The organism is Diaminobutyricibacter sp. McL0608 (assembly GCF_039613825.1).
Taxonomy (GTDB): Bacteria; Actinomycetota; Actinomycetes; order Actinomycetales; family Microbacteriaceae; genus Diaminobutyricibacter.
The window spans coordinates 2,645,167-2,664,450 of record NZ_CP154826.1 but is presented as its reverse complement, the minus strand read 5'-3'; the positions used below and the strand labels follow the sequence as shown (position 1 = coordinate 2,664,450).

At 67.6% G+C, this 19,284-nt stretch carries 11 protein-coding genes; 8 read left to right on the top strand and 3 right to left on the bottom strand.

The features are described from left to right. Positions 1 to 50: 50 nt before the first annotated feature. From AAYO93_RS12620 to AAYO93_RS12610, 3 genes are all read right to left on the bottom strand, one after another. Positions 51 to 1,448, bottom strand: coding sequence for an NAD(P)/FAD-dependent oxidoreductase (locus AAYO93_RS12620; RefSeq protein ID WP_345761531.1), 1,398 nt, complete (start codon positions 1,446 to 1,448; stop codon positions 51 to 53). An 83-nt stretch (positions 1,449 to 1,531) separates the two neighbouring features. Beyond that, positions 1,532 to 2,929, bottom strand: coding sequence for an aspartate aminotransferase family protein (locus AAYO93_RS12615; RefSeq protein WP_345761530.1), 1,398 nt, complete (start codon positions 2,927 to 2,929; stop codon positions 1,532 to 1,534). A gap of 3 nt (positions 2,930 to 2,932) precedes the next feature. After that, entirely contained in the window at positions 2,933 to 3,415 is a 483-nt protein-coding gene (locus AAYO93_RS12610; protein ID WP_345761529.1) for an Lrp/AsnC family transcriptional regulator, read from the bottom strand. Positions 3,416 to 3,503: 88 nt separating this feature from the next. Between AAYO93_RS12610 and AAYO93_RS12605 the strand changes: the two genes are divergently transcribed. The 8 genes from AAYO93_RS12605 to AAYO93_RS12570 all read left to right on the top strand — a co-directional run bounded on the left by AAYO93_RS12605 (position 3,504) and on the right by AAYO93_RS12570 (position 19,223). Next, complete coding sequence (locus AAYO93_RS12605) at positions 3,504 to 4,940, top strand: gamma-aminobutyraldehyde dehydrogenase (RefSeq protein WP_345761528.1); 1,437 nt, start codon at positions 3,504 to 3,506, stop codon at positions 4,938 to 4,940. 60 nt (positions 4,941 to 5,000) lie between these two features. Continuing rightward, a complete protein-coding gene (locus tag AAYO93_RS12600) occupies positions 5,001 to 6,089 on the top strand; it encodes an FHA domain-containing protein (RefSeq protein WP_345761527.1) in 1,089 nt (362 codons plus the stop codon). 37 nt (positions 6,090 to 6,126) lie between these two features. Beyond that, entirely contained in the window at positions 6,127 to 6,963 is an 837-nt protein-coding gene (locus tag AAYO93_RS12595; protein ID WP_345761526.1) for a PP2C family protein-serine/threonine phosphatase, read from the top strand. Positions 6,964 to 7,169: 206 nt separating this feature from the next. Next, positions 7,170 to 8,597, top strand: coding sequence for a serine/threonine-protein kinase (locus AAYO93_RS12590; RefSeq protein ID WP_345761525.1), 1,428 nt, complete (start codon positions 7,170 to 7,172; stop codon positions 8,595 to 8,597). Continuing rightward, positions 8,594 to 14,518 carry an Ig-like domain-containing protein gene (locus AAYO93_RS12585; protein WP_345761524.1) on the top strand — a complete coding sequence of 1,975 codons (5,925 nt, stop codon included), beginning with the start codon at positions 8,594 to 8,596 and terminating at the stop codon, positions 14,516 to 14,518. The genes AAYO93_RS12590 and AAYO93_RS12585 overlap by 4 nt, the downstream gene beginning before the upstream one ends. Before the next feature lie 82 nt (positions 14,519 to 14,600). Next, entirely contained in the window at positions 14,601 to 15,572 is a 972-nt protein-coding gene (locus AAYO93_RS12580; RefSeq protein ID WP_345761523.1) for an AAA family ATPase, read from the top strand. Then, the gene (locus AAYO93_RS12575) at positions 15,569 to 16,912 is read left to right on the top strand and encodes a DUF58 domain-containing protein (RefSeq protein WP_345761522.1); all 1,344 of its coding nucleotides are present in this window, start codon (positions 15,569 to 15,571) and stop codon (positions 16,910 to 16,912) included. The genes AAYO93_RS12580 and AAYO93_RS12575 overlap by 4 nt, the downstream gene beginning before the upstream one ends. 1 nt (position 16,913) lies before the next feature. Beyond that, the gene (locus AAYO93_RS12570) at positions 16,914 to 19,223 is read left to right on the top strand and encodes a DUF4129 domain-containing transglutaminase family protein (protein WP_345761521.1); all 2,310 of its coding nucleotides are present in this window, start codon (positions 16,914 to 16,916) and stop codon (positions 19,221 to 19,223) included. The last annotated feature ends 61 nt before the right edge of the window (positions 19,224 to 19,284 follow it).

Here is a 19,284-nt window from a genome sequence, read left to right as displayed (position 1 = left end):
CGCGCGAACAAGGGGTCACAGCGTAAGCGTGGCCCTTCGTTCGCGTGCGGTCAGTGGCCGGTCAGCGGTCGCATGAGACGGGCGGCGACGGACGGACGACCCGTGACGCGCTCCTCGGCGTCGGCGAACTGCATCCCCACCAGTCCAGCGTTGGCGCCAGCGAACCGCAGGGGTTCCGGCTCCCAGCGCGGTGACCGGTGGTTCACCCAGGCGAGTGAGGTCAGCTCGGTGTCCGCTCCAGTGATGAGGTCGGCCAGCGTGCGTCCGGCGAGGTTGGTGGTGCTCACCCCGTCACCGACGTAGCCGCCTGCCCACGCCTCCTTGCGTGCGGCATCGAAGCCGACGGAGGCGTGCCAGTCCCTGGGGACCCCCAGCGGGCCGCCCCATTCGTGCGTGATCCGCGCATCCGCCGCAGCCGGGAAGAGGTCGACGAGAGCCCGCCGCAGGTGGTGTGTGACGCGGCCGACGCGGTCGTAGGCGGGCCGGATGGCGCTTCCGAGGTGATACCGCGCGCCCCGCCCGCCGAACGCGAAACGGTTGTCGGCGGTGCGCTGGCCGTAGATCAGCAGGTGGCGGAAGTCGGTGAAGGTCTGGCCGTGCTCGATACCGATGCGGTCCCAGACGGCGTCGCTGAGCGGCTCCGTCGCGATCATCAGCGAGTACAGCGGCAGGATGCGGCGGCCGACCTGACGAAGCGCCGAACCGTATCCTTCCGTCGCGTTCACGACGGTCGCAGCGCGGACGCTTCGCGGTGTGTCGCCGACCACCGCATCCACTCGGCCGTCCGCCCAGGATCGCACCTCGGTGCGCTCGTAGATGGTCGCCCCGCGTCGCTCGACGGCGCGCGCGAGGCCGCGCACGAGCTTCGCAGGCTGGATGCGTGCGCACTCGGCTGCGAATGTCGCGGCGATCGCGCTCGGCACCCCGAACCGTTCCCGGACGGTGTCGGTGCCGAGCAGGGACACCTGGTCGACCCCGAAGTGCGTGGCCTCCTCGAGTTCCGCCCGCGCGCTCGCGAGCTGGACGGAGGAGCGCACGAAGGCAACCGTACCGCCGCGGACGAAGTCGCAGTCGATTCCTTCGGCCTCCGCGGATCGACCCACTTCGTCGACGGTATCGACCATCGCCCGGCGGAGCGCCACTGCGGCATCGAAGCCGTAACGCGACTCGAGGGCGGATGCGGACAGAGGGAACAGCGCGGAACTCCAGCCGCCGTTGCGTCCGGACGCGCCGAAACCGGCGATGTCCTTGTCCAGGATCGCGATCGACAGGGTCGGGTCGGCCTCCTGGAGGTAGTACGCGGTCCAGAGGCCGGTGAGGCCGCCCCCGACGATGCACACGTCGACGCTCACATCCTCGGAGAGAGAGGCGCGCGGCTCCAGATCATCCGCGCCCGACGCGACGAGCGCATCCATCCAGAAACTGACGCGCCGGTAGTCGTCGCTCATCTCTCGTCCTCACAGAAGTCGAGCACAGGAGAAGGCGGTCCACAGCGTCGCTTTGAGCCCACTTCTCCTGTGCTCGTGGTCGGTTAGAGCCTGGTCCACGCCTCGGAGAGGACGCCTCGGAGGATCTGGCCGATCTCCTTGAACTCGGCGGGTCCGATGGTCAGCGGCGGGGCCAGCTGCACGACGGGGTCGCCGCGGTCGTCGGCGCGGCAGTACAGGCCGGCGTCGAAGAGCGCCTTCGACAGGAAGCCACGGAGCAGCCGCTCCGACTCGTCGTCGTCGAAGGTCTCCTTGGTCGCCTTGTCCTTCACCAGTTCGATGCCGAAGAAGTAACCGTCGCCGCGCACATCGCCGACGATCGGCAGGTCGAGGAGCGTCTCGAGTTCGGCGCGGAACAGCGGCGAATTCTCGCGGACGTGCTCGTTGAGCTTCTCCTCCTCGAAGATGTCGAGGTTCTCCATCGCCACCGCGGCAGACACCGGGTGACCGCCGAACGTGTAGCCGTGGTAGAACGACGTGTTGCCGTGCTTGAAGGGCTCGTAGATGCGGTCGCTGACGATGGTCGCGCCGATGGGGGAGTATCCGCTCGTCATGGCCTTCGCGCAGGTGATCATGTCGGGGACGTAGCCGTACTCGTCGCAGGCGAACATGTGGCCAATGCGCCCGAAAGCGCAGATGACCTCGTCGCTGACCAGGAGCACGTCGTACTTGTCGCAGATCTCGCGCACGCGCTTGAAGTAGCCGGGAGGGGGCGGGAAGCATCCACCGGAGTTCTGCACGGGCTCGAGGAAGACCGCGGCCACGGTCTCGGGACCCTCGAACTCGATCATCTCCTCGATGCGGTTCGCGGCCCACACACCGAACGCCTCGAGGTCGTCGCCGTGCTCGGGCGCGCGGTAGAAGTTGGTGTTCGGAACGCGGAAGCCGCCGGGGGTCAGGGGCTCGAACATCTCCTTCATCGCCGGGATCCCGGTGATGGCCAGGGCACCCTGCGGGGTGCCGTGGTACGCGACGTTGCGCGAGATCACCTTGTGCTTGGTCGGGCGGCCCTGCAGCTTCCAGTAGTACTTGGCGAGCTTGAAGGCGGTCTCGACCGCTTCACCTCCGCCGGTCGAGAAGAAGACGCGGTTGAGGTCCCCTGGCGCGTAGCTCGCGAGCCGGTCGGCGAGCTCGATGGCGTTCGGATGCGCGTACGACCAGATCGGGAAGAACGCAAGCTGCTCGGCCTGGCGCGCGGCGACCTCAGCGAGGCGCTTCCGCCCGTGACCCGCGTTGACGACGAACAGGCCGGAGAGCCCGTCGATGTACTTCCGCCCCTGGGAATCCCAGATGTGGTGGCCTTCACCCCGCGTGATGATCGGCACTCCGTGCCCGTCTTCCATGACGGACTGGCGTGCGAAGTGCATCCAGAGGTGATCCCTGGCCTTGGCCTGGAGCTCGGCTTCGGACGAGGTGGTCGGTGCTGCCGTGGTTGTGCTCATGTGTTACCGCGTTCCCCAGTTGTAGAACTGTTTGTGGAGTTTCAGATAGACGAACGTCTCGGTCGAGAGCACACCCTCGAGGGTGCGGATCTCCGAGTTCAGCATGGTGATGAGGTCGAGATCGTTCTCGCACACCACCTCAGCGAGGATGTCGAACGTCCCCGCTGTGAGTACGACGTAGTCGACGGCCGGCATCGCCGCGAGTTTGTCGGCGACGACGCGCGTGTCGCCGCTCACGCGGACGCCGATCATCGCCTGCCGGTAGAAGCCCAGCTGCATCGGGTCGGTGACGGCGACGATCTGCATCACGCCGGATTCGGTCAGCTTCTGGACTCGTTGGCGGACGGCGGCCTCGCTGAGTCCGACCGCTTTGCCGATCTCTGCATAGGAGCGGCGGCCGTCGGCCTGCAGCTGCTCGATGATCGCCTTTGACACATCATCGATCTGCATCGGCTTGCCTGGCGTCGATGCCCGAAGGGTGCTCATGGGTCGATTCTGTCAGTGAGATTCGCCTTCGGCAAGTGATTCCGTATATATCGGCCCATTTCGCAGACGAAATCAGTAGACTCGCGGCATGAGTACGCAGGAACTCCGCAATTTTGTCAACGGCGACTACGCCGAATCCCGCGCGACGGAGCGCATCGACCTCGTCGACCCGTCCACCGAAGAGGTGTACGGCACGTCGCCCGTCTCGACGGAAGCCGACGTCGCTGAAGCGTATGCCGCCGCGAACGACGCCTTCGAGGTCTGGGGCGAGACCACCCCGGGCGAACGCCAGCTCGCACTCTTCCGGATCGCGGATGCCATGGAGGCACGCGCAGAAGAGTTCGCCGACCTCGAATCCCAGGACACAGGGAAGCCCCGTACGACTCTCGTCGACGATGAGATCCTCCTCTCGGTCGACCAGATCCGGTTCTTCGCGGGAGCGGCCCGCAACCTCGAGGGCCGCAGCGCCGGTGAGTACATGAAGGACCACACATCGTTCGTCCGCCGCGAGCCGATCGGCGTCGTCGGGCAGGTCACGCCGTGGAACTACCCCCTCAACATGGCTGTCTGGAAGTTCGCGCCGGCGATCGCGGCAGGCAACACCACGGTGCTGAAGCCGTCGGACACGACCCCGCAGTCCACGCTCCTCCTCGCGGAGGTCATCGCCGAGTTCGTGCCTGCGGGCGTCGTCAACGTGATCACGGGCGACCGCACGACCGGTGCTGCGATGACACAGGACCCGATCCCGCAGATGATCTCGATCACCGGCTCGGTGCGTGCGGGCATGGAAGTGGCGCGCGCCGCCTCGTTCGACCTCAAACGCGTGCACCTGGAACTCGGCGGAAAGGCGCCGGTGATCGTGTTCGACGACGCCGACATCGAGAAGGCGGTCGAAGGCATCGTCGCGGCAGGCTACTTCAACGCCGGTCAGGACTGTACGGCCGCCACGCGGCTGCTGGTCCAGGAAGGCATCCACGACGAGTTCGTCGCGGCGCTCGCCGCGTACGCCCGCACGAACGCCACGACGGGCGCACCGAACCAGGAGGGCATCCTCTTCGGGCCGGTGAGCAACGCCAACCAGCTGTCCCAGGTGTCCGGCTTCATCGATCGTCTGCCCGACCATGCGACGGTCGAGCTCGGCGGCCACCGTCAGGGATCGAACGGCTACTTCTACGAGGCGACGATCGTCTCAGGGCTCCGTCAGGACGACGAGGCCGTGCAACGGGAGATCTTCGGCCCCGTTCAGACCGTCCAGAAGTTCTCGGACGAAGCCGAGGCGATGCGGTGGGCCAACGGCGTGCAGTACGGCCTCGCCTCGTCGGTCTGGACCCGCGACCACGGCCGGGCGATGCGTTTCGCCAAGGGACTCGATTTCGGCTGTGTCTGGATCAACACGCACATCCCGATCGTCGCCGAGATGCCCCATGGCGGATTCCGGCACTCCGGCTATGGCAAAGACCTCTCGATGTACGGTTTCGAAGATTACACTCGGATCAAGCACGTCATGAGCTACATCGGCTCATAGGCCGCAGCGGGTCGGCCCGGGCGGACCACCACGCACCGTCGGCAGCAGGAGGCAGCAGGAGTGACCCCCGGCTATACGCGGTATGCCCCGAACGGCGGGCGATCGCAGTGGCATTTCGTCGCGGGCAGAACCTTCGTGGCGATGTTCGACAGCAGTGCGAGCGATTCGGTCGTCGACGCGCTCTGGTGGCTGGCCGAGTCGGATCTCGCCACGATCGAGTCTGTCGTCGGAGCATTTCCGCTGGTCGGCGACGACGCCGTCCGCTCGTTCGCCGCTGCGACGATCGCGATGCAGCACGATACCGGCGAGGCCCTTGTGACGGCCGTGGTGCGCGGCTCCGCGTCTGCGGACGTGTTCTCGGTCGGTGGCTCGCGCCGTTTCTCGGCGAAGGGGACCCAGCCCTGGGTACTCGCGGAGTTCCGGTCGGTCATCGGTCTCGTCCTCGGAGCTGACGACCATCCGACCGGTCCCGTCGCGACCGCGGCTCGCGGCGCACTGCCGCTCGGCACGGGCGTGGTCGACGGCGAACTGCTCGTCTGGTCCACGCATCCCATCGAGCGCTCCGCGGAGCCGGTGGCGGATGCTCCGCTCGCCAAGGCCCCGGCCGCTCCGGTCGACGAGTCCTCGGCCGCCGACGAAGCCGACGAAGCCCACAGGGCCGGCGACGCGGATGAGACCATCATCCGGCCGAAGCGCGTTCCACCCGCCTCCGACGTGTCGACTGCGACGATCGCCCTTCCCTCCCTCGACGACACGGTGCGGGCTGCACGGCGCCCCGTGCTCGCGCAGGCTCCGGAGGCGGTGCTGGGGTTCCGGATCGGCTCGGCCGACCCCATCGAGCTCGATCTGCCGGTGCTGATCGGACGCAGCCCACGACCTCCTCGGGTCGTCGCAGGTGTCATGCCACGGCTCATCGGGGTGGAATCGCGCGACCAGGAGGTCTCGTCGACGCACGTGCAGCTCGAGCAGGTCGGCGACACCGTGGTGGTCACCGACATGCGCTCGACCAACGGCACGCTGGTGTCGTCGCGGGAGGGCCTGCAGAGCAGGCTCAAGCCCGGCGAGTCGGTCGTGGTGCTGCCCGGCGCGCGGGTGGACATCGGCGACGGTAATATCATCGAGATCACACCCGCCCGGGATGTACCGTGATGACCTACTCGTCAGGCACGACAACGAGAGGATGCGCGTGACCCAGATCGGTCGCAGCAACAGACGCCATTATGTGGCCGTCCCCGGTGGCTCGGGCACCCGTGTCGGGCTCGCCTGGGCGGCGTTGAGCGACAAGGGATATCGTCGTTCCGTCAACGAGGACAGCCTCCTCGCCCGATCCCCGATCTTCGCCGTGGCAGACGGCATGGGCGGGCACACGGCGGGCGATTTCGCCAGCACGGCCGTCGTCACCCGTCTTGCCGAACAGGTGTCCGTGAACTTCGTCCGCGAGGACGCGATCAACGATGCCCTGCGTTCCGCGGTCGACGACATGGGCCGCGGCGTCGGGCACACCGACCTCGGTACGGGAACGACGGTGACCGGCCTCGCGCTCACCCTGGTCGACGGTGTGCCGCACTGGCTGGTGTTCAACATCGGCGACTCGCGCGTCTACAGCTACCTCGACGGGGTGCTCGAGCAGCTCACGATCGACCATTCGATCGTGCAGGAGCTGCTCGACGCGGGCGCGATCACCGCCGCGGAGGCGGAAGTCCATCCGCACAGCAACGTGATCACGAGGGCTGTCGGATTCAATGAAGATCCTGTGCCCGACTACTGGTTCATCCCGATCGTCGCGGGAACGCGGCTGCTGGTCTGCTCCGACGGGCTGACGAAGGAGCTGACCGAGCACGGCATCCGGCATTTCCTCCGGGAGGGCCATTCGCCGCTGGATTCGGCGCAGCAGCTGATGGATGCCGCACTCGGCAACGGCGGGCGCGACAACGTGACCGTCGTGGTGATCGATGTCCTGGAGACGCCCGAGAGCGCCGCTCGCGGCGAGGGCTCCTCGCGTCGTGCTGTCCGCCGACACTGAGGCGGGTGCCCGAAGTCCAGTCGTTTTGCCCCCCGAGTTGGGGGTGTCCGGGTTATCCCCACAGGGCGGCCTGGGGCTGGAGCACAGCCTGGGCCTGCCTAGAATAAGGAAACGTTTGCCAATCAACCCGTGCCGGCGGGCGTTTTGATGAGACCGACAGAGGCCGCACTGCCTAGCGGAGTGCACGATTTCATACGGGAGGCGACATGGCCAGGCGTCTGCCATCCCAGCCACCGAACCTTCCCGGCTTCTCGTATGTCCGCGTGCTCGGCTCAGGCGGATTCGCCGACGTCTTCCTCTACGAGCAGAACCTGCCGCGACGCCAGGTAGCCGTCAAGGTCATGCTCGCCGAGGTCGTGACCAGCCAGGTGCGGCAGATGTTCCAGGCCGAGGCGAACCTCATGGCCCAGCTGAGCACCCATCCGTCGATCCTCACCGTCTATCAGGCGAGTGTCTCCGCAGACGGGCGTCCGTACCTCGTCATGGAGCTCTGCTCCGCGGCGATCGGCCAGCGCTACCGTACGGAGCCGCTGCCGGTGCCCACCGTGCTCAGCATCGGCATCCGCATCGCCAGTGCCGTCGAGACGGCGCACCGTGCGGGTGTCCTCCATCGGGACATCAAGCCCTCGAACATCCTGACCACCGTGTACGGGCATCCGGTGCTCAGCGACTTCGGAATCGCGGCCACGCTCGGCGAGGCCGACATCACCGAGGCGATCGGGCTGTCCATACCGTGGTCGGCCCCCGAAGTGCTGCTCGACGAGACGTCCGGCACGATCGCAAGCGAGGTCTGGGCACTCGGAGCGACGATCTACTCCCTGCTCGCAGGGCGATCGCCGTTCGAGATCCCCGGCAAAGAGAACACCTCGGCCGAACTGATCTCCCGCATCACGCGCGGTCGCCCGCAGCCGATCGATCGGCCGGATGTGCCGCCCCGACTGGTCGCTGTACTGGAGCGGGCCATGTCCAAGAAGCCCAACTCCCGGCAGCACTCGGTGCTCGAGCTGATCCGCGAGTTGCAGGCGGTCGAGTCCGAACTGGGGCTCGCGCAGACACCGATCGAAGTCGCGATGGACGACTGGGCGCTCGCGACGGCGGCGGACCCCGAAGACCGCACGCGAATCAAGGGCGTGGTGAGCATCGATCCGTCGGCCAACGTCCGCCGCCGCAGGTCAGGCGGGGGAGCGTCGACCGGGCGCACTCCGTCGAGCACCATCGTGCGCGAGAGCCTCGGCAGCTCCGACCTGGCGCCGTCCCCCGCGCCGTCCCGGTGGTCGCGCGCGCTCGTGCTCGGCATCGCGGCCTGCGCGGTGCTGGTGGTGGCACTGGCCATCACAGCGACACTGGTGCTGGTTCGCGTGGGGGCCAGCGGGGACATCCCGGTCGTGCGCGATCTCTCCGGCCAGCTCACCGAGGGCACCGTCGTGTTCAGCTGGAGCGACCCGGGCCTCCAGCCCGACGACGCCTACCAGGTGGCCGTCGGCGACTCACCGCCCAGCATCCAACGCGGCACCGAGTTCCGGGTCGACGCCAAACCGGGGTCGCGGGTCTGCGTGACCGTCACGGTCAACCGGGACGGGCGCACCGGGCAGCCCAGTGCGCAGAAGTGTGTTGAACGGTCCGCCGGCCCATGATCTGGAAGTGGCTCGCAGCGCACAAGTCGCTCGTCGCTACGGCGACGAGCGGTACGGCGATCGTCGCCCTCGTGACGACGATGGCCGTCGTGTCGAGCGGCTACAGCGCGCAACGGATGAACCTCGGCGACGCAGCCGTCTGGGTGGCCAGTGACGCCAAGAAGTCGATCGGCCGGGCCAACACCGAGATCAACAGTCTGAACACCGTCGTTCCCGCCACCGGGAGCACGGTCGACGTCGTCCAGGACGGCACGAACGTTCTCCTGGTCGACACCGAGAGCAACACCGTCGCCGTCGTCGACCCGGCGACGAGCGAAGCGGGCAAGAGCCTGCCGCTTCCTCCGCGGCAGCCCTCGATCCACCTGGCGGGCGACCGGGTGGCCATCGCCTCCGAGGCGACGGGCCAGATCTGGCTCACCACTGTGGCCGATCTGTCGAACTTCAACTCAGGCGCCGCCCCCACGCTCGACCTCGGTGGGGCGGCCAAGACGACCATGGACGCCTCCGGCGTCCTCTATGCCTTCCTCCCGGACACGGGGGTCGTGCACCGTATCGACACGTCGGGCCAAGACACGGTGAGCACGACCGAGAAGGTTCCGCAGGCGGCCCAGGGCGTCAACGACACCATCACGACGGTCGCCGGTCACTGGGCGCTCCTCGACCCGGATCGCCGCGTCCTGTACCTCCACGGCAGAACGGTGAACCTGGCCGGCGTTCTCGGGACATCCACCGATCCCGTACTCCAGCAACCGAGCATCACCGGAAACAGCGTTGCGATCGCGACCTCGACCAGTCTCATCCGCGTTCCCCTGGACGGTTCGGCCGCGGCCGTGCGCGTCGGCGGCCGAACCGGTGTCCCGGCGGCTCCCGTCGTCGTCGGCGGATGCACCTACGGGGCGTGGACCGGAGGCTCGACCTGGACTTCGTGCTCCGAGAACTCGCCGGGAACGACGCAGACACTGGCGCAGGTGCCGCCGGGCGCATCCCTCGCCTTCAAGGCCAATGGATCGCGCGTGGTGCTCAACGACGTGAAGTCCGGTGTCGCGTGGGCGGTGCAGAACGGCAACGCCGTCATCGACAACTGGGACCAGCTCGTCCAGAAGAAGAACAATCAGGAGCAGGTCGACCAGAGCAAACAGGACACGCCGCCGCAGTATGCAAAGGCCCAGCAGCCGCCCGTCGCGATCAGCGACTCCTTCGGGGCCAGGCCGGGCCGGGCGACCCCGCTCCCGGTACTCCTGAACGACTACGACCCGAACGGTGATGTGCTCGTCGTCGGGTCCTTCACCGGCATCCCCGCCGCGCAGGGAACCGTCGAGCTGGTCAACAGCGACCAGCTGCTGCAGATCACCCTTCCCGAGACGGCATCGGGGCGGATCTCGTTCCAGTACACGATCTCCGACGGCCACGGTGGAAGCGCCTCGGCCTCCGTCACGGTCACGGTGCGCCTGCCATCGGAGAACGCTCCACCGGTGTGCGCGCGCACGTCCAAAGCGGTCGTCCAGTCGGGCGGCAGGGTGACGAGCCAGGTGCTCGGCAACTGCTACGACCCCGACGGCGATGCGTTCTTCCTCGCGTCGGCCACTGTGCCGGCCCCGGATTCGGTGACCTTCACGCCGCAGGGATCGGTCGCATACTCCGACAAGGGTCGGGGTGGCACACTCAAAGACGTCTCGCTCGTGGTCTCCGACTCGCGCGCCGACGGCACCGGCACCCTCTCCGTGACAGTCCGCTCGCCCGGCTCGGTGCCGATCATCACGGACCCCTTCGCCCTGCTGGCGTACCAGGGCCAGGAGATCACGGTTTCCCCGCTCCTGCATGTGCGCGGCGGCACGGGCACGGTCCGTCTCAGCAACGTGCCCGCGAAGGCTGACTCCACCATCACCCCCGACTACCAGGGGGGCACCTTCCGCTTCACGAGCGACCAGGTGGGGACGCACAACCTCGAATACGCGGTCACCGACGGGGTGCTCACGGCCACCGGCACGATCCGGATCGACGTCAAAGCCCCTCCCGGCGCCAAGACCCAGCCGATCGCCGTGCCGCACACCGCCTTCATCCGCGAGCAGACGACCCAGACCGTCGACGTCCTCGCGACGGACATCGACCCGTCGGGCGGAGTGCTCCTGATCACGGGGGTGACGCCTCCAGCCCTGAGTTCGGGCGTGCGGGTCGAGATCCTCGGCCAGCGCCTTCTCCGTGTGACGCTCAACCGCCCGCTCGACGCTCCGGTCGATTTCCACTACCGCATCAGCAACGGTCTCGCCGAGACCGAGGGAACCGTGACGGTCGTCCAGCTCCCGCCGCTGACGATCCACCAGCCTCCGATCGCGAACCCGGACACGGTCTCCGTGCGGGTCGGCGACGTGGCCGACATCCCGGTGCTCGCCAATGACGTGCAGCCCGACGGCGACAAGCTGACGCTCGACCCGACACTCGCCTCCCCGCTGCCCGCGGGCGCCGGCCTGCTGTTCGCGTCGGGCGATCACCTGCGCTACCTGGCGCCGTCGAAGCCGGGGAACTTCACCGCCGTCTACCGGGTCACCGGCGAGGACGGACAGTGGGCCACCGCCGAAGTCAGCATCTCCGTCCGCGAGACGGACGAGGCGACGAACAACCCGCCGGTGCCGAAGACCGTCACCTCCCGCGTCCTGTCAGGCGACACGGTCCGCATCACGATCCCGCTGTCCGGGATCGACCCGGACGGAGACTCGGTCCAGCTCATCGGGCAGGAGACCAACCCCCAGAAGGGCGCCGTGATCGCCTCGGGGAGCGACTGGATGGACTACCAGGCCGGTGAGTACGCGGCGGGAACGGACACGTTCACCTACGCCGTGGTGGATGCGCTGGGTGCCCGTGCGACCGGCGTCATCCGGGTGGGGATCGCGCCGCGGATCGACGGCGCCCGCAACCCGGTCGCCGTCGAGGACGATGTGACCGTACGCCCCGGCAAGACGCTCTCCATCCAGGTGCTGGCCAACGACTCCGACCCCGACGGCAGCCCCCTCTCGATCACGAAGGTCACCTCGCTCGACGGCAAGGCAGCGGCGAAGATCGTCGGCAGCATCGTCACCGTGAAGGCGCCGAAGATCGAAGGCGTCACGAGTTTCATCTACACGATCCAGAACGAGCGCGGCGGAACCAGCGAGAACTTCATCCGGGTCACCGTCAGCAAGACCGCGCCCCTTGCCCGCCCCGTCGCCAGCGACACCGTGCTCGGCCTGTCCGACATCCTGGGCAAGCGCACGGTCTCGGTGAACGTGCTCGCCAACGTCTTCTTCGCCGACGGACCGGTCAGCAGCCTCAAGCTGTCCGTCGTTCCCGGGTACGGCAACAATGCGGAGGTCACGAGCAGCAAGCGCATCCGGGTAACCATCACCGCAAAGAGCCAGATCATCCCGTTCAAGGTCGCCCATCCCGACGACGAGTCGATCGCGTCATACGCCTTCGTGCGCGTGCCGGGCTACGACGACGCCCTGCCGCAGCTCAAGCGCGGTGCGACGAAACTGAGCGTTCCGAGTGAGAAGCAGCTGACGATCCACCTGAACGACTACATCGTGGCCGTGGGTGACCGCAAGGTCAGGCTGACGGATGCGGCCACAGTGCGGGCGACGCATTCGAACGGCGACGACCTGGTCGTGAACGACGACACCCTGCAGTTCACCAGCGAGGCACGGTACTTCGGCACGGCGTCGATCTCGTTCCAGGTCACCGACGGATCGAGCGACACGGATCCCAACGCGAATGTCGCGACCATCGTGCTTCCCATCACCGTGACGCCGCGCGAGAACCAGCCGCCCGTGTTCACCGGCGCGCTCATCGACTTCGAGCCGGGGCAGTCCAAGACGATCAACCTCACGAAGCTCACGAGCTACCCGTACGCGAAGGACCAGAACGAGCTCGTCTACTCCATCCATGATCCGAGGCCGGCGGGAGTGGCACTCAGCCTCAGCGGGCAGAAGCTGACGATCTCCGTCGATGCGAACACGCCCAAGGGCGCCAACCCGTCGATCTCCATCGGAGTCAAGGACGCGATCAACGCCGGTCAGGCGGGCAGGATCGACCTCAATGTCGTGCCGTCCACCAGGCCCCTCGCAAGCCCCGCCGCAGACCGGGTCATCGTCCCGCGAGGCAAGACGACCACTGTCGACGTACTCGCGAACGACAATGCGACCAACCCGTTCCCGGACAAGCCGCTCAAGGTCATCGGCGTGCGCGGACTGAGCAGTTCCAACCTTCCGGACGGGGTCTCGATCGAGCCGAGCGCTGACAAGAGCACGTTGAATGTGACCGTCTCGCCCACCGCGTTGCCCGCCGACACCACTCTGCAGTATGAAGTCGCCGACGCGACAGGAGATCCGGACCGCTACGCCTGGGGCACGGTCACCATCTCGGTGCAGGACCGCCCCGGGCCGGTCTCGAACGTGCAGGTGACGACCTTCGCCGACCGCGCGCTCACCCTGTCGTGGATTCCCGGGGCGTTCAACAACTCGCCGATCGTCGGCTACGACCTCACCGTGACGCGCGCCGACAACGGCCAGGTGGTCGGGACGACCACCTGTGTGAGTACGACCTGCACCGTGCCCACGCCGGGCAACGGACCGGACAACGCCGTCCATATCACTGTCGCCGCCCGCAACGCTCTCGGGCTCTCGGATCCCGTCCCGTACACGGATGCGGTCTGGTCCGACCTCGTCCCCACGGCTCCCGCCACCGTCTCGACGACACCGCTCGACCACGGCCTCAGGTTCAGCTGGAACAAGCCCGCCGACGCGCCCGGTGCGAGCCCGATCACGTCGTACCTCCTGACGCTCGGCGGCGCGACGGCCTCCTACTCCGTCTCCGGCAAAGACGCCGTCGGCACGTCGTATTCGCTCAACCTGACGGACGGGAGCATCGCGAACGGCGCGAGCGTTCCGTACAGCATCGCGTCGCGGAACGACTTCTATGCCGGCAGAACCGTCTGGAACCAGACGACGGGAAGCGGCGTGCCGGCCGGCGGGCCGATCGCGACCGGTGCGGTCCCCGTCGCGACGCCGCACTCTGCCGACGGCCGCACGGCGACCTTCAGCTGGGGTGGCATCTTCGCCGACAACGGACGCGCGATCACGTCGTACTTCGCGGGTGTGTACGAAGGCAACAACGCGCCGTCGTGCACCGTGACGGGTGTCGAGAACGGACAGCCGGTACTGTCTCACGACGGCTTCGATTCGCATTTCAAGCCGGTGACGGACGCCACGTCGGTCGACTTCGGCGGGCTCAGCGCGAACCACGTCTACTCCTTCATCGTCTACGCGTACAACGGTCAGGGTTGCACGGCCGGGCCGGTCGTGCAGGCCGTCCAGCGGCTCGCACCGGGAACGCCGACGGACGTTCAGACCACCGCGCCACCAACCGACGACGGCACCGGACTGTTCGACTTCTCGCTCACCGACGTCACCTACCGGGCGGGCGGCGGCACCAACGGGACTGTCGTCAACTACTGGCTCACCGGCGCGGGTGTCTCCGAGTCCGGCCAGCTGGGACTGGGCGGAGGAGTGCTCGCACCGGCAGGCACGCGTCACTACGGGGTCTCCCTGACGCTCCAGGTCCAGGTCTGCGACCTCTATCCGGGCGGCGACCCGATCTGCAGCAGCGGCATGTTCACGAAGCCACTCGGGACGCCCGTCAGTACACAGCTCACAGGAGCGCGCTACGATCCGACGACCCGTTCGTTCAGCTGGACCGGCTGGCCGACCGGCTCGTACGACTATGTGCGCTTCAGCTGCGACGGCGGAGCCACCCGCACCGACATGCCGGCCGTCGGGCAGACGCCGATGTGCACGGTGACGCCGACAGAGACGAATCCGACCCTCATCGTCTATGTCGGTGCCGACGGAATCGCCTACGAACACAGCTGGAGGAGTGCCGACCTTGGATAGTCCCTCGACCGCCATACTGATGAATGGAACGCCGCCGATGAGCAGTGCACCGCAGACGAGCACAATCGAAAGAGATCCGACCATGACGATGACGCCGGAACAGGCCACCTGGTTCTCAGGCGTGTTCGAGCGCATCGTGTCGAACGTCGACCAGGTCCTGCTCGGCAAGGCGCACATCATCCGACTCGCACTCACGGCCCTGTTCAGCGAAGGGCACCTGCTGCTGGAGGACTTCCCGGGAACGGGCAAGACATCGCTTGCGCGGGCGATCGCCCAGAGTGTGCGCGGCACGAGCAACCGTGTGCAGTTCACCCCCGACCTGCTGCCGGGCGATATCACCGGCGTCAACGTCTACGATCAGCGCACCGGCAACTTCGAGTTCCACCGAGGTCCCGTGTTCGCGAACATCGTGCTTGCCGACGAGATCAACAGGGCGAGCCCGAAGACGCAGTCGGCGCTCCTGGAGGTCATGGAGGAAGGGCAGGTCACAGTCGACGGTGTCACCCACCCCGTCGCCGGCCCGTTCATGGTGATCGCCACTCAGAACCCGATCGAGCAGGCCGGAACCTACCGGCTCCCCGAAGCGCAGCTCGACCGTTTCATCATGAAGGCGTCGATCGGGTACCCGGACCATGAGGCGACCATCCGCATCCTCGAGGGATCGGAGCGCAAGGCACACGAGGTCATCGTTCCCGAGGTGGTGCCCGCGGCGACCGTGGTCGAGATGGCGGCACTCGCACGGATCGTGCACGTCGACGCTTCGATCAACGACTACGTTTCACGGCTGGTGGATTCGACCAGGACGGCGACGGAGGTCCGCCTCGGTGTCAGCGTGCGCGGCGCTCTCGCGCTCGTCCGAGCAGCCAAGACCCTCGCCGCGGCCAATGGCCGATACTACGTCACGCCCGACGATGTGAAGGCACTGGCCGAACCGGTGCTGGCCCACCGACTGGTCCTCGACCCCGAGGCGGAGTTCGAAGGGGTGACCTCCTCGAGTGTGGTCGCGCAGATCCTCATCGAGACCGCGCCGCCGATCGATCGGCCTGCCGTGTGACGAACACCGCGAAACTCTCCCAGACGGAGCTCACCAACGCACGTGCCCGGATCGTCGGGACCCGCGACGGCATGCTCGCCGACACCATCGTCGCTCTCGTGCGTGTCACCCGCGCGACGGGTGCGGCGATCTCGCGCGTCTGGGCCTGGCTGACCGGTGTCATCACGGCTCTCGGCTGGTCCATCGTCGTCGTCGGTCTCATCTCCCTCGGGGCGGGCTACCTGCTCGGCTGGGTCGAAGCGGTGGTGGTGGGCTGGACCGCGCTGGTGATGATCGCCATCGCGACGCTGTACCTCGCCGGCCGGAACGCCTACGACGTGACGCTCGGCCTCCCCGGCAATCGCGTCGTGGTCGGCGACAAGGCGCCGGGAGAAGTGATCGTAGCGAACCCCACCCGCAGGCGCCTTCCCGGTGTGCGCGTCGAGGTCCCCGTCGGCAACGGGCTGGCCGAGTTCGCAGCGCCCTCCCTCCCACGTGGAGACAGCCACAGCGACGTCTTCCTCGTTCCGACCTCACGGCGCGGGATCATCCCGATCGGTCCGGTCCGCACCGTCCGCGCCGACCCGGTCGGCCTGCTGCGGCGCGAGGTCGTCTGGGCGGAGTCTCTGGATCTGTTCGTACACCCCAGGACCATCGCGATCCCCAGCATGAGCACCGGCTTCGTCCGCGACCTCGAGGGAGCCCCTACGCGCGACCTCACGGCGAGCGATGTCGCATTCCACGCCCTCCGCGAGTACGTGCCCGGCGACGAACGACGTAACATCCACTGGAAGAGCACGGCGAAGACCGGCAGCTACATGGTGAGGCAGTACGAGGAGACGCGGCGAAGCCACCTCCTGGTGGCCCTCAGCCTGTCGAAGTACGACTACGCGACCGCCGACGAGTTCGAACTGGCGGTCAGCGCGACGGCCTCGCTCGGCGTGCGGGCGATCCACGATTCGCGCACGCTTTCCGTGGTCGCGAGCGAAGAGACGCCCGACTTCGCCAAACGCGTCGTGCACGCCGTTCGCCGCATCAGCACGCTGAACCGCGGCAGGCTCCTCGACGACCTCTCGGCGGTCGAGACCGCGCATTCTGCCCTGCGTGTCCCCGAGCTCGCGCGTATCGCTGCCGAAGGCGCTGCGGGCATCTCGATCGCGTTCCTGGTCTGCGGTTCAGCGGTCACGCCCGCTCAGCTGCGGTCCGCATCCGCGCACTTCCCGGTCGGAGTCGACGTCGTAGCCGTGGTGTGCGACACCGGCGCCACCCCACGGCTGCGACGGGTCGCCGAACTCAGCGTGCTCACCATCGGATACCTCGAAGACCTCCAGAAGAGCCTGGCGAAGCGGATGGCGGCCTGACATGAACAGGACACGCGCCGGTTTCGTGGTGATCAACACCATCCTGGCCATCGTGACGACGGGCCTCGCCGCCGCGTCGTTCTGGCCGATCTATCAGGATGCCGCCTTCGTCACGATGATCACGGTCACTCTCGCCGTCGGTGCGGCGATCGCGCTGTGCGGTGCGTTGTTCCGCTGGCCGAGCATCGTCGTCGGCGGCGCGGTCGTGGCCACGTATTTCGTGCTCGGGGTGCCCCTCGCGGTGCCCAGCGAGGCGACAGGCGGCGTCGTGCCGACCGCACAGGGTTTCGCGACACTCGTGACCGCCACCTGGGAGAGCTGGAAGCAGCTCGTCACGATCTCGCTTCCGGTCGGGTCGTATCAGGCGCTGCTCGTTCCTGCGTTCATCCTGATCCTTCTGTCGATCGTCGTGGGCCTGACGGTCGCGCTGCGCGCGAAGCACGGCGAACTCGCGGCGATCCCGCCGGTGCTGCTGCTGGCAGCGGGCATCCTGCTCGGCCCGGGTTCGTCGTCTCTTCCGATCGGACTGGCGCTCGGTCTGATGGCCATCCTCCTGGTCTGGCAGGTCTGGTTCCGCTGGCAGCGCAGGTCGGTATCGATCGGGCTGCTCGCCGAGCACACGGGCGTGCTCGTCGAAACACCCAGGGAGCGCCGTTTCGCCGGTGCGCGCACTGTCATCGGCGCTGCCGTCATCCTCGTCGTCGCAGGCGTGGCCGGAACGGCTGCCGCCATCGTGCTTCCCGCGCACACGGACAGGCAGGTCGTACGAACTGCGATCGAGCAGCCATTCGATCCGCAGAACTACGCGAGCCCCCTCAGTGGTTTCCGCAACTACCTGGAGCCTGCGCAGTCCGACCAGCCGATGCTGACCGTGACGGGCCTGCCCGCCGACCATCGCATCCGGATCGCCACCCTCGACACCTACGACGGAATCGTCTACTCGGTCGGAAACGACCAGGTCTCCAGTGCCTCCGGGTCGTTCGCGCGCGTTCCGTACCGACTTGAGCAGTCGGGCGTCGACGGCACCAGGGATGCGATCTCGGTCACGGTCCGCGCATACTCCGGTCCGTGGGTGCCGGGCAGTGGGCAGCTGCAGCAGATCACCTTCACGGGCGGCAACGCCGAAACACTTGCAGGCTCGTTCTACTACAACGACACCTCTGGCACGGGAGCGGTCACCCGTGGCCTGCGCGCCGGCGACTCCTATACGCTCGACGCCGTCGTGAAGCCGCAGTTCAGGCCTGCGCAACTCGCCCATTCAGAACCGGGGACGGCCTCCGTCCCCAAACCGGTCGTGGTTCCGGATGAGCTGACCCAGACCCTGCAGAAATACTCCGCCTCGCAGAACACCCCAGGGGCGAAGCTCGCCGCAGCGCTCAAAGGTCTCCAGGCGGACGGCTACATCAGCCACGGCATCGGCCCCAACGAGCCGGTGAGCCGGTCCGGCCACGGGGCAGACCGCATCACGCAACTCCTCACCGACGATCCGATGGTGGGCGACCAGGAGCAGTACGCCGTCACAGCGGCGCTCATGGCCCGTCAGCTGGGCTTTCCCGCGCGGGTGGTCGTAGGCTTCGTCGCACCTGCGGGCGCGACGGCGACCGCGCCGGTGACGCTGTCCGGATCGGACATCTCGGCATGGATCGAAGTGCAGACCCGCGACTCCGGCTGGGTGACGGTCGACCCGACTCCGCCCATCCGCCCCATCCCGCCGAAGCAGCCGGACACCCCTACGCAGATCTCGCGCCCGCAGACGAACGTGCTCCCGCCGGTCGACGACACGCAGAGCCAACGGGACGAGCCGCCGCAGGCGCAGGTGGACAACAACGACCAGAACAACCCCGATCCCCTCCTCGCGACGATCCTGGCGATACTCACCATCGTCGGATGGTCGCTCCTGGGAATCGCGCTCGTCTCCGCCCCGTTCCTCGCCGTCGTCGGCGCCAAATGGCGCAGGCGCACTCTGCGCCGCACAGCGCTCACCTCCGTCGACCGGATCAGCGGAGGCTGGCGAGAGTTCGCCGACGCCGCGATCGACCACGGCTACGATCCGCCGCCGGCCGCGACGAGAATCGAATTCGCCCGCACCATCGGTGGTTCCCGTGCATCCGCACTGGCGTCGGTGGCCGACCGCGCGGTCTTCAGTCCTGTCGCTCCCACTCCGCACGAAGCGGATACGGTCTGGCGCGCCGTCGACGAGTTGCGGCACGCGCTGGCAAAGCGTCAGACCCGGTGGCGCCGGTTCGTCGCCCTCATCTCGCTGCGGTCGCTCGGGGTCAGTCGCAAGCGGAAAGTTCGGAGGCCTCGATAGTGAACTGCAGGGTATGCGGGAGCGAGTTGCCGGAGGGCGCACTCTTCTGCGGTGAGTGCGG